Here is an 18,017-nt window from a genome sequence, read left to right on the forward strand (position 1 = left end):
GTCATGCAGGTCACGCGCGATTTCTCTCATTACGTCCGCGATGCGGGCGAGGGCCTCCGGCACATCGATCTCGCCGTCGAGGGCGTTCACTGCGCCGGCTGCATGGCCAAGATCGAGCGCGGGCTCTCGGCCATCCCCGACGTCACCCTGGCGCGCGTCAACCTCACCGACCGCCGCGTCGCGCTGGAATGGAAGGCGGGCACGCTCGACCCCGGCCGTTTCATCGACCGGCTCGAAGAGCTCGGCTACAAGGCCTATCCGTTCGAGACCGAGAGTGCGGAAGTGGCCGAGGTCGCCGAATCCCGCTTCCTGCTGCGCTGCCTCGGGGTCGCCGCGTTCGCCACCATGAACGTGATGATGCTGTCGATCCCAGTGTGGTCCGGCAACGTCTCGGACATGCTGCCGGAGCAGCGCGATTTCTTCCACTGGCTGTCGGCGCTGATCGCGCTGCCGGCGGCGGCCTATGCCGGCCAGCCGTTCTTTCGCTCGGCCTGGCGCGCTCTGTCGGCCAAGACCACCAACATGGACGTGCCGATTTCGATCGGCGTGATCCTGGCGCTCGGCATGTCCGTGGTCGAGACCATCCACCACGCCGAGCATGCCTATTTCGACGCCGCGATCATGCTGCTGACCTTCCTCCTGGTCGGCCGCTTCCTCGACCAGAACATGCGGCGGCGGACCCGCGCGGTCGCCGGCAATCTCGCCGCGCTGAAGGCTGAGACGGCCGCGAAGTTCATCGGGCCCGACGAGATCTCGCAGGTGCCGGTGGCGGCGATCAATCCGGGCGACATCGTGCTGCTCCGGCCCGGCGAGCGCTGCGCGGTCGACGGCACCGTGATCGAAGGGCGTTCCGAGATCGACCAGAGCCTGATCACCGGCGAGACGCTCTATGTCACGGCCGAGCAGGGCACGCCGGTCTATGCGGGATCGATGAACATCTCCGGCAGCTTGCGGGTGCGAGTCTCGGCCGCCTCCGAGGCGACGCTGCTCGCCGAGATCACGCGGCTGCTCGACAACGCGCTCCAGGCGCGCTCGCGCTACATGCGCCTTGCCGACCGGGCCTCGCGGCTCTATGCGCCGGTGGTGCATGCGACCGCGCTCCTGACCATTCTCGGATGGGTCCTCGCCGGTGCGAGCTGGCACGATGCGATCGTGACCGGCGTCGCCGTGCTGATCATCACCTGTCCCTGCGCCCTAGGGCTTGCGATCCCGACGGTGCAGACGGTGGCCTCGGGCGCGATGTTCAAGGCCGGTGTGCTGCTCAATGCGGGCGATGCGATCGAGCGGCTGGCTGAAGCCGACCATGTGATCTTTGACAAGACCGGCACGCTGACGCTGCCCGAGCTCGAAGTGATGAATGCCTCCGACATTCCCGCCGATGTCTTCGAGCTCGCCGGCCGGCTCGCACTGTCGAGCCATCACCCCGTGGCTGCCGCCGTCGCTCAAGCTGCCGGTGCGAAGTCTCCGATCCTCAGTGCGGTGGAGGAGGCCGGGCAGGGCGTCCGTGCGACCGTCGACAGCGTCGAGCTTCGCCTCGGCCGTCCCTCCTTCTGCGGCGCCGAGGCGCTGGTCGCCAGCGCCTTGGTCGATCCCGAAGCTTCCATCGTCGCGTTCAGCAAGGGCAGCGAAAAATTCATCCTCTCGGTTCGCCAAGGCCTGCGACCCGATGCCAAGGCGGTGATCGCGGCTCTGAAGGCGCGCAACATCGGCATCGAGATCCTGTCCGGCGATCGCGAGCCGGCCGTGAAGGCCGCGGCCCAATCGCTCGACATCCCCGAGTGGCGCGCCGGCGTCACCCCGGCCGACAAGATCGCGCGGATCGAGGAGCTGAAACGGCGCGGTGCGAAAGTGCTGATGGTCGGCGACGGCATGAACGATGCGCCATCGCTCGCGGCGGCCCATGTCTCGATGTCGCCGATCTCGGCCGCGCATCTCAGCCAGGCCACCGCCGATCTCGTCTTCCTCGGCCGGCCGCTGGCTCCCGTCGTCGCCGCCATCGACGCCTCGCGCAAGGCGCTGCATTTGATGCGGCAGAACCTCTGGCTTGCGATCGGCTACAATGTGCTCGCGGTGCCGGTTGCGATCAGCGGCGTCGTGACGCCCCTGATCGCCGCTGCCGCCATGAGCGGATCGTCGATCCTGGTGATGCTGAACTCGCTGCGCGCCCGCAGCGCCTCGCGGGAGATCGTGTAATGGAGATACTGGTCATCCTGGTCCCGCTAGCATTGATGCTCGGAGGTGCCGGTCTCGTCGCTTTCCTGTGGTCGCTCAGGAGCGGCCAGTACGACGATCTCGACGGCGCCGCCTGGCGCGCGATCGCCGACGACGAGCCGCCGCAGGAAGCGCCGGCCAAGCGCTAGCGTTTCAGGGCGAATGTAAGCAGGGCTGCGGCAGCGAGCGCCGCGCCCACGCCGAATACGCACGCCTGCCATCCGAAAGCGTCGAACAGGCGCCCGAGCACGGCGGTGCCGACCAGTCCGCCGCAGAAGTAACACGTAAGATAGATCCCGCTGGCGATGCCGCGATTGTCGGCTGCGGCCTGTCCGACGAAACCCGTCGCGGCGGCCTGTGCGAAGAATGTGCCGACCCCGACCAGGACCATGCCGGCGAGCACTTCGCCCAGACGCGGCGACAGCATCAAGGGCAGGCCGAGCCCGGCAACAGCGAGCGCGCCCCAAATCGTCGGCCGCGTTCCCAGCCGCGCGGCCACCCTGCCGGCCAGAAGCGTCGTGACGATCGACGGCAGGAAGACGAAATAGACGAGGCCGAGATCCATCATGCCGAGCGACAGCGGCGGCCGCACCAACACGAAATTGACGTAGGTGAAGGTGCCGATGAAGGCGAACAGGATGCAGAAGCCGATGCCGAAAGAGGCGCGCAGCTGCGGATTGCGCCAATGCGCGATGGTGGCGGCGAGCGGCGAAGCCGCCGGCGTCATCGCATGCATCGGCGGCACGCGGTTGACGGTGAAATAGACCAGCGCCGCGCCGGCAAGATTGAGCGCCGCGAAGAAGTAGAAGTTCCAGGCGAGGCCGAGGCCATCGGCCAATGCGGCCGAGATCAGCCGGCCGACGAGATTGCTGGCGACATTGCCGGTGATGTAGGCGGCAAAGGCGCCGCCGGCGTCCATGGCGCTGCATTGCTCGCCGAGATAGGCGAGGGTGAGCGCGAAGGCGGACGCCATGCACAGGCCCTGCGCGACCCGCAACGCGGTGAAGACGGCAAGAGTGGGCGCGACAGCTAGCAGGCTGGTGGGGACCGCAAGCAGGGCCAGGCTGAGCAGGATGCCCGTTCGCCGGTCGATGCGCGGGCTGAAGAAGCCGACGACGAGGCTGGCTGCGGCCATGCCGAAGGTGCTGGCATTGACGGCAAAGCCCATTGCCGCGGGTGTGACGCCGTAGTGCCGTGTCAGCGAGGGCAGGATCGCCTGCGTCGCGAAGAGATCGACGACCGTCAGGAATGCGGTGAGGCCGATCACGAGCGAGCGAAACGCGAAGCCAGGGGAATGCGCATTCATCGTCGTCGCGATCGGTTTGATCGATGCGGAAAGATCGGTCATGTCGTTGCGCTCCCTCATGCCCCGAGCGCGCGCCTCGTCCTTCGAGACGACCGCGGAGCCTGTCATCGGGCCGCGCTCTGCGCCGACCCGGTGGCGGTCTCCTCAGGATGAGGCTAAGCGACATCGTGGCCGCCGAGGCTGCTGCCGCACACTCCGTCCTCATCCTGAGGAGCCTGCCTGAAGCGGGCGTCTCGAAGTATGGCCGCAGGGAATTACATATGGCGGTCGTTGGGATCCTTGCGGACGTCGCCGACATAGAGAATGACGGTCTCCTTGCCGAGGTTCTTCCACCAGTGCGAGGTGCCGTGGACTTCGGGGCGGATGTCGCCGGCCTTGTGCACGATCGGGTCGACGCAGTTGGAGGCGTATTCGACGATCTCGCCCTGCTGCACGAAGATCAGGGCCGGACGGTCGTCATGGCTGTGCCAGGGCACGATGCCGCCGGGCTCGATGGTCAGCTTGCGGAAGCGCAGCTCGCGGCCCTCAATACGGGCGGGCTGCTTGCCGAGATCGATCGCGCCGAGCGTCACGTCGGTAACGCCGACAGGCTTGTAGTCGACCATCGGCTGCGCATTCGGCTTGGTCTTGCCGGCCGGACATTCGCCGGCGAAAACCGGCGTCGCAAATGTCAGCGCGCCGAGAACGGCAACGCCTGTCCGAACCACGCGCGACATTGTGAGATGGTTAGACATGGAAAGTCTCCTCTGTTGGCCGCGAGCCCTGATGGCCGCAGGCTATGGCAGGAGCTTCGTCGAGACCTTTTCCATGTTGAAATGCCGGCTTGCTTTCGATGCGATAGCCCCGCGCTATGCCGATAGGCGGCAGCTATCGAACCGATTGGGCATCGGCATTTCCGCTTTCGCAGCATCCGGCGTCCGATGCCAGCACGCCCGATTGCGGTCGCCCCTTGCGGGCGGGCGAACCGGGAAACTAATATTCGCCCGCAAGGAAGCCGGAGCAGGAAGATGACGTCTCTCTCGCCAGCCGATGCCGAACAGCTCAGGCTCGCGTTCCAGCGCTGCCGCGACATGGACAGCACGCTGAACGAACAGCTCCGCGCCTATGCAGATGCCAGCCGCGAGGTCTTTCCGGCCTATGGCGAGGCGGTCGATCGCCTGGTCGCGCGATTGAGCGACAACGGCGGCGGCGAGACCGCGCCGCGGCCGGGCGACCCGATGCCGCCGTTCATGCTGCCCGACGAGGGTGGCCGTCTCGTGTCGCTGCCCTCGCTGCTGGAGGGCGGCCCCGTCGCGGTGATGTTCTTCCGCGGCCATTGGTGTCCCTATTGCCGGCTCAATGTCCGCGCCGTGGTCCAGGCGCTGGACCGCATCAAGGCGATGGGGGCGCAGGTCGTCGCGATCGTGCCGGAGACGCAGGAATATACCGGGCAGCTCAAGGCCGAATCCGGCGCGCCGTTTCCGATCCTGACGGATCTCGACAACGGCTATGCGCTGTCGCTCGACCTCGCGATCTGGCTCGGCCCCGAGATCCAGCAATTGCTGTCCTATCAGGACATGGCGAAATTCCACGGCAATGACGGCTGGATGCTGCCGATCCCGGCCGTGTTCGTGGTCGGACGCGACGGCATCGTGAAAGCCCGCTTCGTCGATCCGGATTTCCGCAAGCGCATGGAGATCGACGATCTGATCGAAGCGCTGGAGCGCGCGAGCCAGGAGAATTGAGCTACGCTCTCTTCCTTCTCCCCTTGTGGGAGAAGGTGGCGCGAAGCGCCGGATGAGGGGGGGTACCTCCGCAATCACAAATGAGGATTGGAGTCGCGGAGAGATACCCCTCACCCGTCTCGCCGCTATGCGGCGAGCCACCCTCTCCCACAGGGGGAGAGGGGAAGGGCGGTCGACACTGTAAAGACTACCCCGCGATCTTGCGCCAGTCGGCGCCGCGCAGCATCCGCATGACGGCGTTGCCCACGGCGGTGCGTTGCCGGCCGGCGACCCCATAGAGATTGACGGTGCGGCGGGCGTCCAGCCCCGTGACCGCGGCGCGGGTCAGCCGCTCCGGCACTGGCGAGGTGTGCGGCACCATGGCGATGCCCATCTCGGCCTCGACCAGCTCGATCAAGTCGCGCTCGTTCGAGACCTCATGGCCCTGTTCGATGTCGATGCCGTGCTCGCGCAGGCTCGCGGAGATGCGGCGCGCGTGCTCGCAGAAAGTTCGGCTCAGCAGCAGCTCCGATCGCAGATCGTCCAGTTCGACCGAGCTGCGGCCGGCCAGCCGGTGCCCATCGCCGACGACGAGCTCGAAGCTCTCGGTGAACAGCGGCCAGACATCCAGCCGGTCCCAGGCCTCGTCGATCTCGGCCGCAATGCCGAGCTCGGCTTCGCCCTTCTTCAGGAAGTCGCCGACCTCCCGGCCCGAGCCGCGCACGAAGCGGAATTCGAGCCGGTTGAACTGCCGCTTGATCTCGTTGAGATGCGGAATCAGCAAAGCGAGGTCGATCGAATGCGTCAGCGCAATGCGGAGCGCACCGATCTCTCCGCTCCTGAACGAGGAGGCGAGCGAGCGCGCGCCGATGGCCGCGTCATAGCACTGCTTCAGGAGTGGATGCATGCGCTGGCCGAGCTCAGTCAATTGCGCGGCGGGGCGTTCGCGGCGGAACAGGTCGCCGCCCAGCTCGGCCTCGAGCTGCTTGATCGCTCGCGTCAGCGAGGGCTGCGTGACGTTGCATTCCTCGGCCGCGCGCGTGAAGTTCAAGAGCTGCGCCACCGCGAGGAAATAGCGGACCTGGTGCATTTCCATGGATCGGCTCCCAGCAAAAATCGACCGGAAATCTAGCCGATCAGGGCGAAAAATGACATCCCGCCTGCGATAGCGCGGACGTATCGACTCGGAAGCCAACCGGCATTTCCGCAAATCCCGGAGATCCCGCACATTTCGCTCCAGCCTGGCGCGGTGTCGCGCTGAGAAGAGGTCTGGATCATGAATATTCCCATCAAGACGCAGACGTCCGCTTCATCACGCGTGCTTGCCGGCAAGGTGGCGCTTGTCACCGGGTCGACCAGCGGCATCGGTCTCGGTATCGCGCGGGCCCTCGCCGCCTCGGGCGCCGACATCGTGCTCAATGGCCTTGGTGTCGCCAGCGAGATCGGCCGGACGCGCGAGCAGATCGCCGCCGAGTTCGGCGTCAAGGCCAGCTATTCGCCGGCGGACATGACGAGGCCGAAATCGATCGCCGAGATGATCGCGGCGACGGTGGCCCAATCCGGCCGGCTGGACATCCTGGTCAACAACGCCGGCATCCAGCATGTCGCGCCGCTCGACCAGTTTCCGGTCGAGAAGTGGGACCAGATCCTCGCAATCAACCTGTCCTCGGCCTTCCACACCACGCGGTTGGCCTTGCCGGCAATGCGGCAGCACGGTTTCGGCCGGATCATCAACATTGCCTCCACGCACGGCCTGGTCGGTTCGCCGTTCAAGGCAGCCTATGTCACCGCCAAGCATGGCATCGTCGGCCTCACCAAGGTGACGGCGCTGGAGACGGCGGAGCAGGGCATCACCTGCAACGCAATCTGCCCTGGTTATGTCCATACGCCGCTGGTCGAGGCGCAGATCGACGGCCAGGCCAAGGCCCATGGCATCTCCCGCGATCAGGTGATCCGCGACGTGCTGCTGGCGCAACAGCCGAACAAGCGCTTTGTTGCGGTCGAGGAGCTCGGCGCACTCGCGGTGTTCCTGTCGACGGACGCGGCGGCCTCGATCACCGGCGTTGCGCTGCCGGTCGACGGCGGTTGGACCGCGCATTGACATGGGCCGGCGCAGCAAGTCGAATACTCGAACAGTGCAAGCTCACCAGGAGCGAGACATGGGCACGCAGGACAATTCTCAGCATAAGCAGCACGACCTGCCGGGTCAGGTCGTGCTCGTGCTTCAGGGCGGCGGCGCGCTCGGCTCGTACCAGGCCGGGGTCTACCAGGCCTTGCACGAAGCCGGCATCGAGCCGGACTGGATCATCGGCACCTCGATCGGTGCGATCAATGCGAGCCTCATCGCCGGCAACGCGCCCGAGCACCGGCTCGCGCGCTTGCGGGAGTTCTGGAAGCGGATGGAGCAGAAGCCGGTCTGGGACTGGCGAGCCGCGTTTCCCGGCTTCAACGAGAAGCTGGCCTATTGGTCGACCGTGACCCACGGCATTGCCGGTTTCTTCCGGCCCAATCCGCTGGCCCATGCCGGCGATTCCTATCCGCTGGGCGCCGATTACGCCGGCTATTATTCGACCGCGCCGCTGGAGAAGACGCTGAGCGAGCTCGTCGATTTTGATCTCGCCAACCGCTGCGCGCCGCGTCTGACGGTTGGTGCGGCTCATGTCGGCACCAGCGAAATGCGCTATTTCGACAGCCGCGACGGCGAGCTGACGGTGAAGCATGTGATGGCTTCGGGCGCGCTGCCGCCGGCTTTCCCCGCCGTGCGCATCGACGGCGAGCTCTATTGGGACGGCGGCATCCTGTCGAACACGCCGACCGAAGCCGTGTTCGACGACAATCCACGCAGGAACTCGCTGATCTTCTCCGTGCATCTGTGGAATCCGGTCGGGCCGGAGCCGACCACGATGGCGGAGGTGCTGAACCGGCACAAGGACGTGCAATATTCCAGCCGCATCGCCAGCCAGATCGTGCGACAGCAGCAGGCCCATCGTCTGCGCCACGTCATTAACCAGCTCGCGGCGCGGCTGCCCGAGAGCGAGCGCAACGATCCCGCGGTGAGGGAACTGACGAGCTACGGCTGCCCGACCCGCATGCACGTGGTGCGTCTGCTGGCGCCGCAGCTCGAGCACGAGACCCATACCAAGGATATCGACTTCAGTCCGTCCGGGATCACGCGGCGCTGGCACGCCGGCTATGCGCACACGAAATCGGTGCTGGCGCGCAAGCCCTGGGTCGGCGAATTCGATCCGCTCGCCGGCGTCGTGCTGCACGAGCATATGGACGAGATGCCGATGGCGGCGGAGTGAGGCTCTGTTCGTCATAGCCTCGCACGACGACGATTTTGCAGGCGCGCGGTCCGGAGTATGGTCGCCGTATCTCGTCGCGAGGCTTGCAATTGGTCGCTGAGAAAGATCTGGAGGAGTCGCTCGAGACGCTGCGTGCCAACGCGGCGGGACCGGTCGCGGGCGTATTCGGTCCGGCCTCACTGACCTGGCAGATCGACCGGGAGGCCGTGCTCTTTCTCGGCGCCGGCCGTGCGCTGCTGCTGCAACTGGCCCATCCCTGGGTGGCGGCGGCGATCGCCGAGCATTCGCGCACCCTTGCCGATCCGATCGGCCGCTTCCATCGCACCTTCGACATCGTCTTTACGATGGTGTTCGGTTCGCTGGACCGGGCGCTGCTGTCGTCCCGGCAGCTACATCGGCGTCACAGCATGATCGTCGGCGAGATGCCCGAGACCGTGGGGCCGTTCGCAGCCGGCTCGCGCTACTGCGCCAACGACATCCCCGCGCTGCGCTGGGTCCATGCCACGCTGGTCGAGACCGCGCTTATGGTACATGATCTGGTGCTGCCGCCACTCTCGGCGGAGGAGCGCGATCGCTATTGGAGCGAGGCCAGGCTGTACGGCGCCCTCTTCGGATTGAAGGGGGATGATTTGCCGGCGGACTGGTCCGGCTTCGTCGCCTACACCAAGGCAATGGCGCAGTCGGAGACGCTGACCGTTGGCCCTGCGGCGCGCGAGATCGCCGCGCAGATATTCAGCGGCGCGCGCCCGTGGCTGCGGCCGCCGCGCTGGTATTGCGCGCTCACCGCGAGCATGCTGCCCGAGCGCTTGCGCGCGGGCTTCGGCTTCGAGCTCGACGCGCGTGCGATCCGATCCGCCGATCACGCGCTGCGGTGGATCCGGCGCGTCTATCCGAAATTGCCTGGCCGGCTGCGCTATGTCGGTCCCTACCAGGAAGCGCAGGCGCGGCTGCGGGGCGAAGCGCGGCCCGACTGGATGACGCGGTGTCTTAATCGCGCCTGGATCGGCCGTCCGCAGATGGATGTGCGCGGGAAATAGGGACTCGAGGCAAGCTCGTTGCAGCTTGTCATTCCGGGGCGCGCGGAGCGCGAGCCCGGAATCCATTTCTCCGAGCGTTCCGGCCGCACGATGGATTCCGGGCTCGCGCCAAGCGGCGCGCCCCGGAATGACAGCGGCGCCTCACACCGACGCCAGCTTGCGGTACAGCGCGCTGTAGCTGCCGGCCGAGATGCTCCAGGAGAACGAGCGCCCCATGGCGCTGCGGCGCATCGTGTCGAGCTGGTCGTGGGCCATGAAGGCCGAGAAGGCGCGCCGCACGCCGCCGAGGAAGGACTCGCGCGACGGCCTCGAGAACAGGAAGCCGGTCTCGCCGTCGCTGATGGTCTCGGCGAGGCCGCCGGTCTGGTGACCGATCGGCAGCGAGCCGAAGCGCTGGGCGTACATCTGGCTGAGCCCGCACGGCTCGAACCGCGACGGCATCAAGGTGAAGTCGCTGCCGGCGAAGATGCGCCGCGCCTGGGCGTCGTTGAAGCCGATCGCAACTCCGATGGAGTCGGGGCGGCGGCGGTGCGCGTCGATCAAGGCCTGCTCAAGCGCCGGCTCGCCGGAGCCGGTGACCACGATCTGCCCGCCGGCATCGACGATCTCGTCCGCCGCCGACAGCACGAGGTCGATCCCCTTCTGGTGCACGAGCCGCGCGACGATGCCGAACATCGGCCCGCGCGAGACCGCCAGCCCGAACTGCTTGCGGACGTAATCCGCATTCGCCTTCTTGCCGACCCAGTCGCCGGCGCCGAATTGCTGGGCGAGCTGGGCGCAGGAGCGCGGGTCCCAGCTCTCGTCGATGCCGTTGAGGATGCCGGTGAGCTCGGCGGCGTCCGAGCGCAGGCGGAGCAGGCCCTCCAGGCCACAGCCGAACTCGGCCGTGGTGATCTCCCGCGCATAGGTGCCGCTGACCGTGGTGAGGTGCGAGGCGTAGACGAGGCCCGCCTTGAGGAAGGAGACCTGATCGTAGAACTCGACGCCGTCGATGTGGAAGGAGCTCTCCGGTGCGCCGATCCGCCGCAACGAGTCCTTCGGGAAGAGGCCCTGATAGGCGAGGTTATGGATGGTCAGGATGGACGGCAGCTTGGCGCCCTGCCAGGCGAGATAGGCCGGCACCAGCGAGGCCTGCCAGTCGTTGGCATGGATCAGGTCTGCTGCCCAATTCTTGTCCAGCTTGCCCATGGCGAGCTCAGCCGCGGCCGAGGCCAAGCGCGCGAAGCGGATGTCGTTGTCGGGCCAATCGCGCCCGAGCTCGTCGCCATAGGGGTTGCCCGGTCGGTCGTAGAGCTGCGAGCACAACAGCACATAGACCGGCAGGCCGTCCTTGGTCGCGGCACGGCCGAGCGAGCAGGCCGGCATCTCCGCGAATGCGGGACAGCGGCCAACGACCTGAATATGCGTGAGTTGCTCGATGATGTCGCGATAGCCGGGCAGCATGATCCGGATATCGGCGAAGGAGCGAAGTGCGCGGGGGAGGGCGGCGGAAACGGCGCCCAATCCGCCGACGCGAACGAAGTCGTCCATCTCTGTGGTGACGAACAAGACCCTCAAGAACAACCGCCCTCTTTCGACCCCGCTTGCTGCTATGCAAGAACGGGTCCAGTTGTGCTGGAAATCCAAAGCCCGCCCACGCGGCACGTCTGTTCGGTAAACACTTTCCTACTCAGCCGCCGCCCTCTAGGGTCGCCGCATCAACAACAAAGATCTTCGATGGTTCCACGAGTTCAAGGGCGCAGGCAGGCATGCAGCTAGCAGATAAGCATGAGGGGACGACGACAAAGGCCTTCGCGGGCCTGCGGGTGCTGGATTTTTCGACCACCATCGCCGGGCCCCATTGCACGCGGATGCTCGCCGACATGGGTGCCGAGGTCATCAAGATCGAGACCGACGGCGGGGAGACGATGCGGACCCGGCCTCCCCTCCGCAACGGCTGCAGCACCGCGTTCGGCCAGCTCAATGTCGGAAAGAAGAGCGTGGTCCTCGACCTCAAGTCCGAGGACGGCAAGGAGGCGGTGCGCCGGCTGGCCGCGACGTCGGATATTCTGGTCGAGAACTTCCGTCCCGGCGTGATGCGCCGCCTTCGGCTCCACTACGACAGCCTGCGTCAGGTCAACCCGAGGCTGATCTACTGCTCGATCTCGGGCTATGGCCAGACCGGCCCTTCGGCCGAGCTGCCGGCCTACGCCCCGGTGATCCACGCGGCTTCGGGCTATGACATGGCCCATCTCGCCTACCAGCCGGGCCGCAACCGTCCCGACTATTGCGGTATCTACCACGCCGACGTCGTCACCGGGACCTATGGTTTTGGCGCGATCGCGTCGGCGCTCTATCAACGCAGCGTGACGGGCGCCGGCCAGCACATCGACGTCTCCATGCTGGAAACCATGCTGTCGCTGACGCTGACCGAGCTGCAGAGCTCGCAATTCGCGGTGCCGCCGCCGCCACGCCCGATGTTCGGACCGACCGAGACGGCAAGCGGCTACGTCATGATCACGATCGCCAGCGAGAAGACGTTCCAGGCCCTGATGGGGGTGATCGGCCGCACCGACTGGGTCTCCGATCCACGCTTCGCCACCTATGCCGCGCGGCGCGAGAACTGGGCCGAGTTGATGGACGGCGTCGAAATCTGGTCGCGGCAGCTTTCGACCGATGCGTGCTTGCGCGTGCTTGGCGCTGCCGGCGTGCCGGCCTCGGCCTATCGCAGCGTGTCCGAGGCCTTGGCCGATCCGCAGCTTGCGCACCGCCAGGCACTCTCCGAGGTGCGGGACGAGGGCGGCTCGTTCCAGGTGCTCAACCTGCCGTTTCGGATGTCGGGGGCTGACACGGCGCCGGCCAAGACCGTGTCCGTGCTCGGGGAGCACACCGACGCGTTCCGCCAGGAGATCGGCCTTGCGGACGGCAATTCCGCCAGGCAAAACGGCCGCGACATCCTGAGTCTTATCGCCGCCACATGCGGCGTTCGAACTCTCGTTCGTTCCTCTTGCCGAGGCGGGCATTTGTCGCCAAGCTCGCCTCCGAGTCATTCACGATCCGAAACATCGGACGAGGGATCCCGGGAGGAACCATGACGAACGCGGCGGCCTTGGCACGCAGGCGCGTGCCTATTTTCCTCGTTGCGGCATTTGCACTGGCTACGCCAGCGCAGGCGCAGAAATCGGGCGGCAGCATCACCGTCGGTCAGGAGCTGGAGATCGCAGGCTTCGATCCGCTCAAGGTCGGCGTCTACGACACCTCGACCTTCACCGCTGCCGCCGCGATCTTCGACACGCTGACGACGCTGAATGACAAGGGCGAGGCCGCGCCGAAGCTTGCGGTGTCCTGGAGCCATTCCGAGGACTACAAGACCTGGACCTTCAAGCTCCGCGAAGGCGTCAAATTCCACGACGGCACGCCGTTCAATGCGCAGGCCTTCAAGGAGAATTTCGATCGGCAGAAGGACCCCGCCAACAAGTGCCGCTGCGCCTTCTACATCACCAACGTCAAGGAGGTGCTGGCGCCGGACGAATACACAATCGTCTATAATCTCACCGATCCTTCCGTGAACCTGCCGGCGACGATCACCATCCAGAGCCAGAACAACGTCATCCATTCGCCGACCGCCTGGAAGACCAAGGGCGACGATTACAACCGCAATCCCGTCGGCACCGGCCCTTACATCCTGAAATCATGGACCGCCGGCGACCGCATGGTGCTGGAGAAGAACCCGAACTACTGGGACAAGGGTCGCCCGTATCTCGACCGCATCGTCCTGAAGCCGCTGCCCGACGCGCAGTCGCGCTTTGCCTCGCTGCAATCGGGCGAGGCCGACATCATCTGGGATGACGAGAACGACGCCGACAACATCATGAGGGCGCAGAAGGACCCCAAGCTCACCGTGCACACCTACAAGGGCTCGGGCGCGCAGGTCTACGCCTTCAACACCAAGGTGGCGCCGTTCGATGACGTGAGGGTGCGGCAGGCCCTGGTGATGGCGATCGACCGTCCCAAGATGTCGCAAGCGATCAGCAACGGCCTGAGCCGGCCCGCGAGCAATCCTTACGGCGACGGCTCCTGGGTCAAGTGCAAGGACGACGGGGCGCTGCCGTTTGACGTTGAGAAGGCCAAGGCGCTGATCAAGGAGTACGGCAAGCCGGTCGAGTTCAAGATGCTGGTGACGGCGACGCCGCGCGGCCGCATGGTCGGCCAAGTGCTGCAGCAATTCTGGAAGCGCGTCGGCGCCAACATGGAGATCGAGCAGGTCGACCAGGCCACGATTCCGACGCGCGCCTTCACCCGGCAGTTCCAGCTGACGCCGTGGCGCATCGTCGATCTCGCCGATCCCGATCCGCAGATGTACGCGAATTTCCGCAGCGGCAGCCCGCTGGCGCTCGCCGGATACGCGAACCCCGAGCTCGACAAGCTTCTGGACCATGCGCGCGTCACCGCCGACATCGGCCAGCGCACCGAGGATTATTGCGCCATCAGCCGCCTCATCAACAAGGAGGCGATCTGGTTCTGGACCTTCCAGAATACCTATTACGCGCTGTCCAGCGCCAAGCTGAAGGGCTTTCCGAAGATCTACAACGGCGTGATCGACGTCTCGACCACCTGGCTGGAATGACCGCGCGATGCTGAACTTCGTCGCGCGGCGGCTGCTTGCCATGCTGCCGGTCCTGCTCGCCGTCTCGTTGCTGACGTTCCTGATCGCCTCGCTGCTGCCGGGCGATCTCGCGCTCGTCATCCTGGGCGATCAGGCAACGCCGGAGAACGTCGCGGCGCTGCGCCGCGACATGGGACTCGACCAGCCGCTGTGGTGGCGTTACCTGAGCTGGCTCGGCCACGTGGTGCAGGGCGATCTCGGCCGCTCGTTTCGCACCGGGCAGACGGTGCTGCAGGCGGTGGCCGAGCGCATCCCGGTCTCGCTGCAGCTGATGCTGATGGCCGAGTTCATCGGGCTCCTGATCGGTGTTCCCGTTGCGATCGCCTGTGCCGCGCGCGCCGGCGGTGCGTTCGACCGCTTCATGACCGGCAGCGCTTTCGCGATGCTGTCGATGCCGTCGTTCCTGACTGCGATCCTGCTGATCTATCTGTTCGCGGTCGAGCTGCGCTGGCTGCCGGCGACCGGCTATGTGCCGTTCACCGAGGCGCCGCTGGCCAATTTGCGCTTCTTCGTGCTGCCGGCGCTGACGCTGGCGCTGGCGGAATGGCCGGGCATCATGCGGGTGCTGCGCTCCGACATGATCGCGACGTTGCAGGAGGACTATATCGCGCTGGCGAAAGCAAAGGGTCTCAAGCCATCGCGCATCCTGTTGGTGCATGCGCTGAAGCCTTCTTCGCTGACCCTGGTGACGGTGACGGGCATCAATATCGGTCGCCTGCTCGGCGGCACGCTGATCGTGGAAACGATCTTCGCGCTGCCCGGCATCGGCCGGCTGCTGGTCGGGGCGATCTACACCCGGGACCTCGTCATTCTCCAGGGCGTGGTGCTGCTGGTCGCCTGCGGCTTCGTCATCGTCAACTTCATCGTCGACATGCTCTATGCCGTGCTCGACCCCAGGATCCGCCATGGCCACGCTTGAGCTGTCGATCCAGGACGAGGAGGTAGCTGCGCCGGTCGGCCGCAAGCCCAAGCTCGGCCTGTTGTTCTGGATCGCAAGCGCCTGGGTTGCGATCATCCTTTCGCTAGCGATCCTGGCGCCGGTGCTGCCGCTGCAGAACCCGACCGATATGGACATGCTGGAACGGCGCGCCGCCTTCTCCGGGGAACATTGGCTCGGCACCGACGGGCTCGGCCGCGACGAGCTCGCCCGGCTGATCTTTGGTGCGCGGGTGTCGCTAACGGTCGGGCTGATCGCGCCCATGATCGGCCTCGTCATCGGCGGCGCGCTCGGCCTGCTGGCCGGCTATTTCCGCGGCCGGTTCGAGACGCTGGTGGTCGGCAGCATGGATGTGTTGCTCGCCTTTCCGCCGCTGATCTTCGCGCTCGCGGTGGTCGCCTATCTCGGGCAGTCGGTCCCCAACCTCACTATTGTCCTCGGCGTGCTCGGCATTCCCGCTTTCATGCGCGTGGCGCGCGCGGCGACGCTGACGCTGGCGCGGCGCGAGTTCGTGATCGCCGCCGAGGCGTTAGGGGCGAGCCATGCGCGCATCCTGCTGCGCGAGCTGCTGCCGAACGTCATCCTGCCGCTGCTCGCCTTCTTCCTGCTCGGCGTCGCCGTCACCATCGTGGTCGAGGGCGCGCTGTCCTTCCTCGGCCTCGGCGTGCCGCCGCCGATGCCGAGCTGGGGCAGCATGATCGGGGAGGGACGTGACAGTCTGGACGTCGCGCCGCGCCTCGCCTTTCTGCCGGCGGCAGCACTGTTTGCGACCGTGCTGGCGTTCAACCTCGTCGGCGACACCTTGCGGGCTCTCACCGACCCACGTCAGGGGGCACTGTGACCGCGCCGCTCCTGGCCATCGAGGATGTCGCGGTCGAGCTGCCGACCCCGCGCGGAAACCTGCGCGCGGTCGATCACGTCGACCTTTCGCTGCAGGCCGGCCGCACGCTCGGAATCGTCGGTGAATCCGGTTGCGGCAAGACCATGCTCTCGCGCGCCGTGCTGCAGCTGCTGCCGAAGAAGGCGAAGCTGACGGGCCGGGTGATGTTCGACGGCGAGGATCTGGTGCGGCTCGAGCCTGAAAGCCTGCGGCGGCTGCGCGGGCGCGACCTCGCGGTCGTATTCCAGGACCCCATGACCTCGCTCAACCCTGTGCTCACCATCGGCACGCAGCTGATGGAGACGATCCAGGAGCACCTCGAGCTTGACGCTCCCGCCGCGAAGGCCCGCAGCATCGAGCTGCTCGCCGCCGTCGGCATTCCCGCCCCGGAGCAGCGGCTCGCGCAATATCCGCATCAATGCTCCGGCGGCATGCGCCAGCGCATCGCGATTGCGATCGCACTGTCCTGCGAGCCGAAGCTCCTGATCGCGGACGAGCCGACCACCGCGCTCGACGTCACCATCCAGGCGCAGATCCTCGATCTGCTCGCGCGCGAGCAGCGCCGCCGCCACATGGCGATGATCATCATCACCCACGATCTCGGCGTGGTAGCCGGCCGCGCCGACGAGGTCGCGGTAATGTATGCCGGCCGGGTGGTGGAGCGCGCGCCGACGCAAGCCTTGTTCAAGCGCATGCACATGCCCTACACCGAGGCGCTGCTGGCGGCGATCCCGAAGCTCGATACCGCGCCGCATACGCCGCTGCCGGCGATCTCGGGCCGTCCACCCGATCCGACGCGCCCGCTGAAGGGCTGCTCCTTCGCGCCGCGCTGCAGTTATGCCGGCGGGCGCTGTCATGAGGCCAAACCGGTCCTGACCAGCGCCGAGGTGTCGGGACATCTCTATGCCTGCTTCCATCCGATCCGGATGACGGAGGGGATCGAGGCATGATGCAGCTTGCCGCGCGCCCCGCGCCGCTTCTCAACGTCGACAATCTCGTGGTCGAATACGGCCTCGGCAACAAGATTGTTCATGCCGTTTCCGGTGTCAGCCTCCAGGTCGCGCGCGGCGAGACGCTTGGGCTGGTCGGCGAATCCGGCTGCGGCAAGTCGACGCTCGGGCGCGCGGTGCTGCAACTGCGCCGCGCCAAGTCCGGCCGCGTGATGTTCGACGGCGAGGACCTCACCGCGATGGAGGGCGAGGCGCTGCGCCGGATGCGCCGCCGCGTGCAGCTGATCTTCCAGGATCCGATTGCTTCGCTCAATCCGCGCCGGCGCATCGGCGACATCGTCGCCGAGCCGCTGATCATCGCCGGGATCAAGGATGCCGCCGAGCGCAAACGGCGCGTTCACGAGGTGCTCTCCGCGGTCGGGCTCGACCCCGATCTCGTGGCGACCCGCCTGCCGCACGAATTCTCCGGCGGCCAGTGCCAGCGCATCTGTATCGCGCGCTCGCTGGTGCTCAACCCGGAGTTCATCGTCTGCGACGAGCCGGTGTCGGCCCTCGACGTCTCCATTCGCGCGCAGATCCTCAACCTGCTGGAGGAGATGAAGGCGCGCTTCGGTCTGACGCTGCTGTTCATCGCGCACGACCTCGCGGTGGTCAAAGCGGTCAGCGACCGCGTCGCGGTGATGTATCTCGGCCGGCTCTGCGAGGTCGCCCCCTCCGAGCAATTGTTCGCGCGGCCTGCGCATCCCTACACCGCGCTGCTGTTGCAGGCGATCCCGGTGCCGGATCCGGACGTGCGACCCGCCGAAAGTGTGGCGGCCGGCGAGCCGCCATCGCCGATTGCGCCGCCGTCCGGCTGCCGCTTCCGCACCCGCTGCCCGCGCGCGGATCAGCGTTGCAGCGCGGAGATACCGGAGTTGCGCCAGGTCGCACCCGGCCAGTTCGCGGCTTGCCATCATCCGCTGGCCTGAACTAAGACCGGTTTGTCTGGTCGCGCCGACCATGGCATGGTGGCGCGACAACAAGAAGCATGCGGGAGGACGCCG

15 protein-coding genes and 1 pseudogene are annotated in these 18,017 nt (G+C 66.6%); 12 read left to right on the forward strand and 4 right to left on the reverse strand.

Annotation, left to right across the window (positions count from 1 at the left end; all coding sequences use genetic code 11):
* The first annotated feature begins 3 nt into the window (after positions 1–3).
* Together I6F37_RS21465 and ccoS are read left to right on the forward strand one after the other, a co-directional pair.
* Positions 4–2,193 (forward strand): cation-translocating P-type ATPase, encoded by a 2,190-nt coding sequence (locus I6F37_RS21465; RefSeq protein ID WP_225152614.1) that lies wholly within the window; start codon positions 4–6, stop codon positions 2,191–2,193.
* Positions 2,193–2,360, forward strand: coding sequence for a cbb3-type cytochrome oxidase assembly protein CcoS (gene ccoS, locus I6F37_RS21470; protein WP_008550618.1), 168 nt, complete (start codon positions 2,193–2,195; stop codon positions 2,358–2,360). Before I6F37_RS21465 ends, ccoS begins: the two co-directional genes overlap by 1 nt.
* Here the strand turns inward: ccoS and I6F37_RS21475 are convergent.
* Positions 2,357–3,559, reverse strand: coding sequence for an MFS transporter (locus tag I6F37_RS21475; RefSeq protein ID WP_225152814.1), 1,203 nt, complete (start codon positions 3,557–3,559; stop codon positions 2,357–2,359). The genes ccoS and I6F37_RS21475 overlap by 4 nt on opposite strands.
* 212 nt (positions 3,560–3,771) lie before the next feature.
* The gene (locus I6F37_RS21480; protein ID WP_225152616.1) at positions 3,772–4,251 is read right to left on the reverse strand and encodes a cupin domain-containing protein; all 480 of its coding nucleotides are present in this window, start codon (positions 4,249–4,251) and stop codon (positions 3,772–3,774) included.
* A 273-nt stretch (positions 4,252–4,524) separates the two neighbouring features.
* Between I6F37_RS21480 and I6F37_RS21485 the strand changes: the two genes are divergently transcribed.
* Positions 4,525–5,241: a peroxiredoxin-like family protein gene (locus I6F37_RS21485; RefSeq protein ID WP_109144558.1), complete on the forward strand. Its 717-nt coding sequence runs from the start codon at positions 4,525–4,527 to the stop codon at positions 5,239–5,241.
* Positions 5,242–5,428: 187 nt separating this feature from the next.
* On the opposite strand, the gene I6F37_RS21490 is transcribed toward I6F37_RS21485, so the two are convergent.
* Positions 5,429–6,316 carry a LysR family transcriptional regulator gene (locus I6F37_RS21490; protein ID WP_225152618.1) on the reverse strand — a complete coding sequence of 296 codons (888 nt, stop codon included), beginning with the start codon at positions 6,314–6,316 and terminating at the stop codon, positions 5,429–5,431.
* Positions 6,317–6,496: 180 nt separating this feature from the next.
* Between I6F37_RS21490 and I6F37_RS21495 the strand changes: the two genes are divergently transcribed.
* From I6F37_RS21495 to I6F37_RS21505, 3 genes are all read left to right on the forward strand, one after another.
* Positions 6,497–7,321, forward strand: coding sequence for a 3-hydroxybutyrate dehydrogenase (locus I6F37_RS21495; protein ID WP_074447564.1), 825 nt, complete (start codon positions 6,497–6,499; stop codon positions 7,319–7,321).
* A 58-nt stretch (positions 7,322–7,379) separates the two neighbouring features.
* Positions 7,380–8,525, forward strand: coding sequence for a patatin-like phospholipase family protein (locus tag I6F37_RS21500; protein WP_225146133.1), 1,146 nt, complete (start codon positions 7,380–7,382; stop codon positions 8,523–8,525).
* Between the two features lie 89 nt (positions 8,526–8,614).
* Complete coding sequence (locus I6F37_RS21505) at positions 8,615–9,562, forward strand: oxygenase MpaB family protein (protein ID WP_036004442.1); 948 nt, start codon at positions 8,615–8,617, stop codon at positions 9,560–9,562.
* Between the two features lie 141 nt (positions 9,563–9,703).
* Here I6F37_RS21505 and glgA read toward each other — a convergent pair whose 3' ends face one another.
* Positions 9,704–11,119, reverse strand: coding sequence for a glycogen synthase GlgA (glgA, locus tag I6F37_RS21510; RefSeq protein ID WP_036004476.1), 1,416 nt, complete (start codon positions 11,117–11,119; stop codon positions 9,704–9,706).
* A gap of 191 nt (positions 11,120–11,310) precedes the next feature.
* Between glgA and I6F37_RS21515 the strand changes: the two are divergent.
* From I6F37_RS21515 to I6F37_RS21540, 6 genes and pseudogenes are all read left to right on the forward strand, one after another.
* Positions 11,311–12,502 (forward strand): annotated as a pseudogene (locus I6F37_RS21515) (CaiB/BaiF CoA transferase family protein).
* A 130-nt stretch (positions 12,503–12,632) separates the two neighbouring features.
* Positions 12,633–14,168, forward strand: a complete 1,536-nt coding sequence (locus tag I6F37_RS21520; RefSeq protein WP_109144553.1) for an ABC transporter substrate-binding protein — start codon at positions 12,633–12,635, stop codon at positions 14,166–14,168.
* 7 nt (positions 14,169–14,175) lie between these two features.
* On the forward strand, positions 14,176–15,126 hold the full coding sequence (locus I6F37_RS21525; RefSeq protein WP_036025925.1) for an ABC transporter permease: 951 nt from the start codon (positions 14,176–14,178) through the stop codon (positions 15,124–15,126).
* The gene (locus tag I6F37_RS21530) at positions 15,113–15,985 is read left to right on the forward strand and encodes an ABC transporter permease (protein ID WP_036004454.1); all 873 of its coding nucleotides are present in this window, start codon (positions 15,113–15,115) and stop codon (positions 15,983–15,985) included. The genes I6F37_RS21525 and I6F37_RS21530 overlap by 14 nt, the downstream gene beginning before the upstream one ends.
* Positions 15,982–16,974, forward strand: coding sequence for an ABC transporter ATP-binding protein (locus I6F37_RS21535; protein ID WP_057026784.1), 993 nt, complete (start codon positions 15,982–15,984; stop codon positions 16,972–16,974). Before I6F37_RS21530 ends, I6F37_RS21535 begins: the two co-directional genes overlap by 4 nt.
* A complete protein-coding gene (locus I6F37_RS21540; protein ID WP_074447511.1) occupies positions 16,971–17,942 on the forward strand; it encodes an ABC transporter ATP-binding protein in 972 nt (323 codons plus the stop codon). Before I6F37_RS21535 ends, I6F37_RS21540 begins: the two co-directional genes overlap by 4 nt.
* The last annotated feature ends 75 nt before the right edge of the window (positions 17,943–18,017 follow it).

Origin of the sequence: Bradyrhizobium sp. NBAIM08, assembly GCF_020193935.1 — a bacterium.
Classification (GTDB): domain Bacteria; phylum Pseudomonadota; class Alphaproteobacteria; order Rhizobiales; family Xanthobacteraceae; genus Bradyrhizobium; species Bradyrhizobium yuanmingense.

Excerpts from the sequence above, each read along its gene's own strand:
- I6F37_RS21465 (WP_225152614.1), top strand. The coding sequence starts at position 4 with ATGCAGGTCACGCGCGATTTCTCTCATTACGTCCGCGATGCGGGCGAG.
- ccoS (WP_008550618.1), top strand. The coding sequence starts at position 2,193 with ATGGAGATACTGGTCATCCTGGTCCCGCTAGCATTGATGCTCGGAGGT.
- I6F37_RS21475 (WP_225152814.1), bottom strand. The coding sequence starts at position 3,559 with ATGACCGATCTTTCCGCATCGATCAAACCGATCGCGACGACGATGAAT.
- I6F37_RS21480 (WP_225152616.1), bottom strand. The coding sequence starts at position 4,251 with ATGTCTAACCATCTCACAATGTCGCGCGTGGTTCGGACAGGCGTTGCC.
- I6F37_RS21485 (WP_109144558.1), top strand. The coding sequence starts at position 4,525 with ATGACGTCTCTCTCGCCAGCCGATGCCGAACAGCTCAGGCTCGCGTTC.
- I6F37_RS21490 (WP_225152618.1), bottom strand. The coding sequence starts at position 6,316 with ATGGAAATGCACCAGGTCCGCTATTTCCTCGCGGTGGCGCAGCTCTTG.
- I6F37_RS21495 (WP_074447564.1), top strand. The coding sequence starts at position 6,497 with ATGAATATTCCCATCAAGACGCAGACGTCCGCTTCATCACGCGTGCTT.
- I6F37_RS21500 (WP_225146133.1), top strand. The coding sequence starts at position 7,380 with ATGGGCACGCAGGACAATTCTCAGCATAAGCAGCACGACCTGCCGGGT.
- I6F37_RS21520 (WP_109144553.1), top strand. The coding sequence starts at position 12,633 with ATGACGAACGCGGCGGCCTTGGCACGCAGGCGCGTGCCTATTTTCCTC.
- I6F37_RS21525 (WP_036025925.1), top strand. The coding sequence starts at position 14,176 with ATGCTGAACTTCGTCGCGCGGCGGCTGCTTGCCATGCTGCCGGTCCTG.
- I6F37_RS21530 (WP_036004454.1), top strand. The coding sequence starts at position 15,113 with ATGGCCACGCTTGAGCTGTCGATCCAGGACGAGGAGGTAGCTGCGCCG.
- I6F37_RS21540 (WP_074447511.1), top strand. The coding sequence starts at position 16,971 with ATGATGCAGCTTGCCGCGCGCCCCGCGCCGCTTCTCAACGTCGACAAT.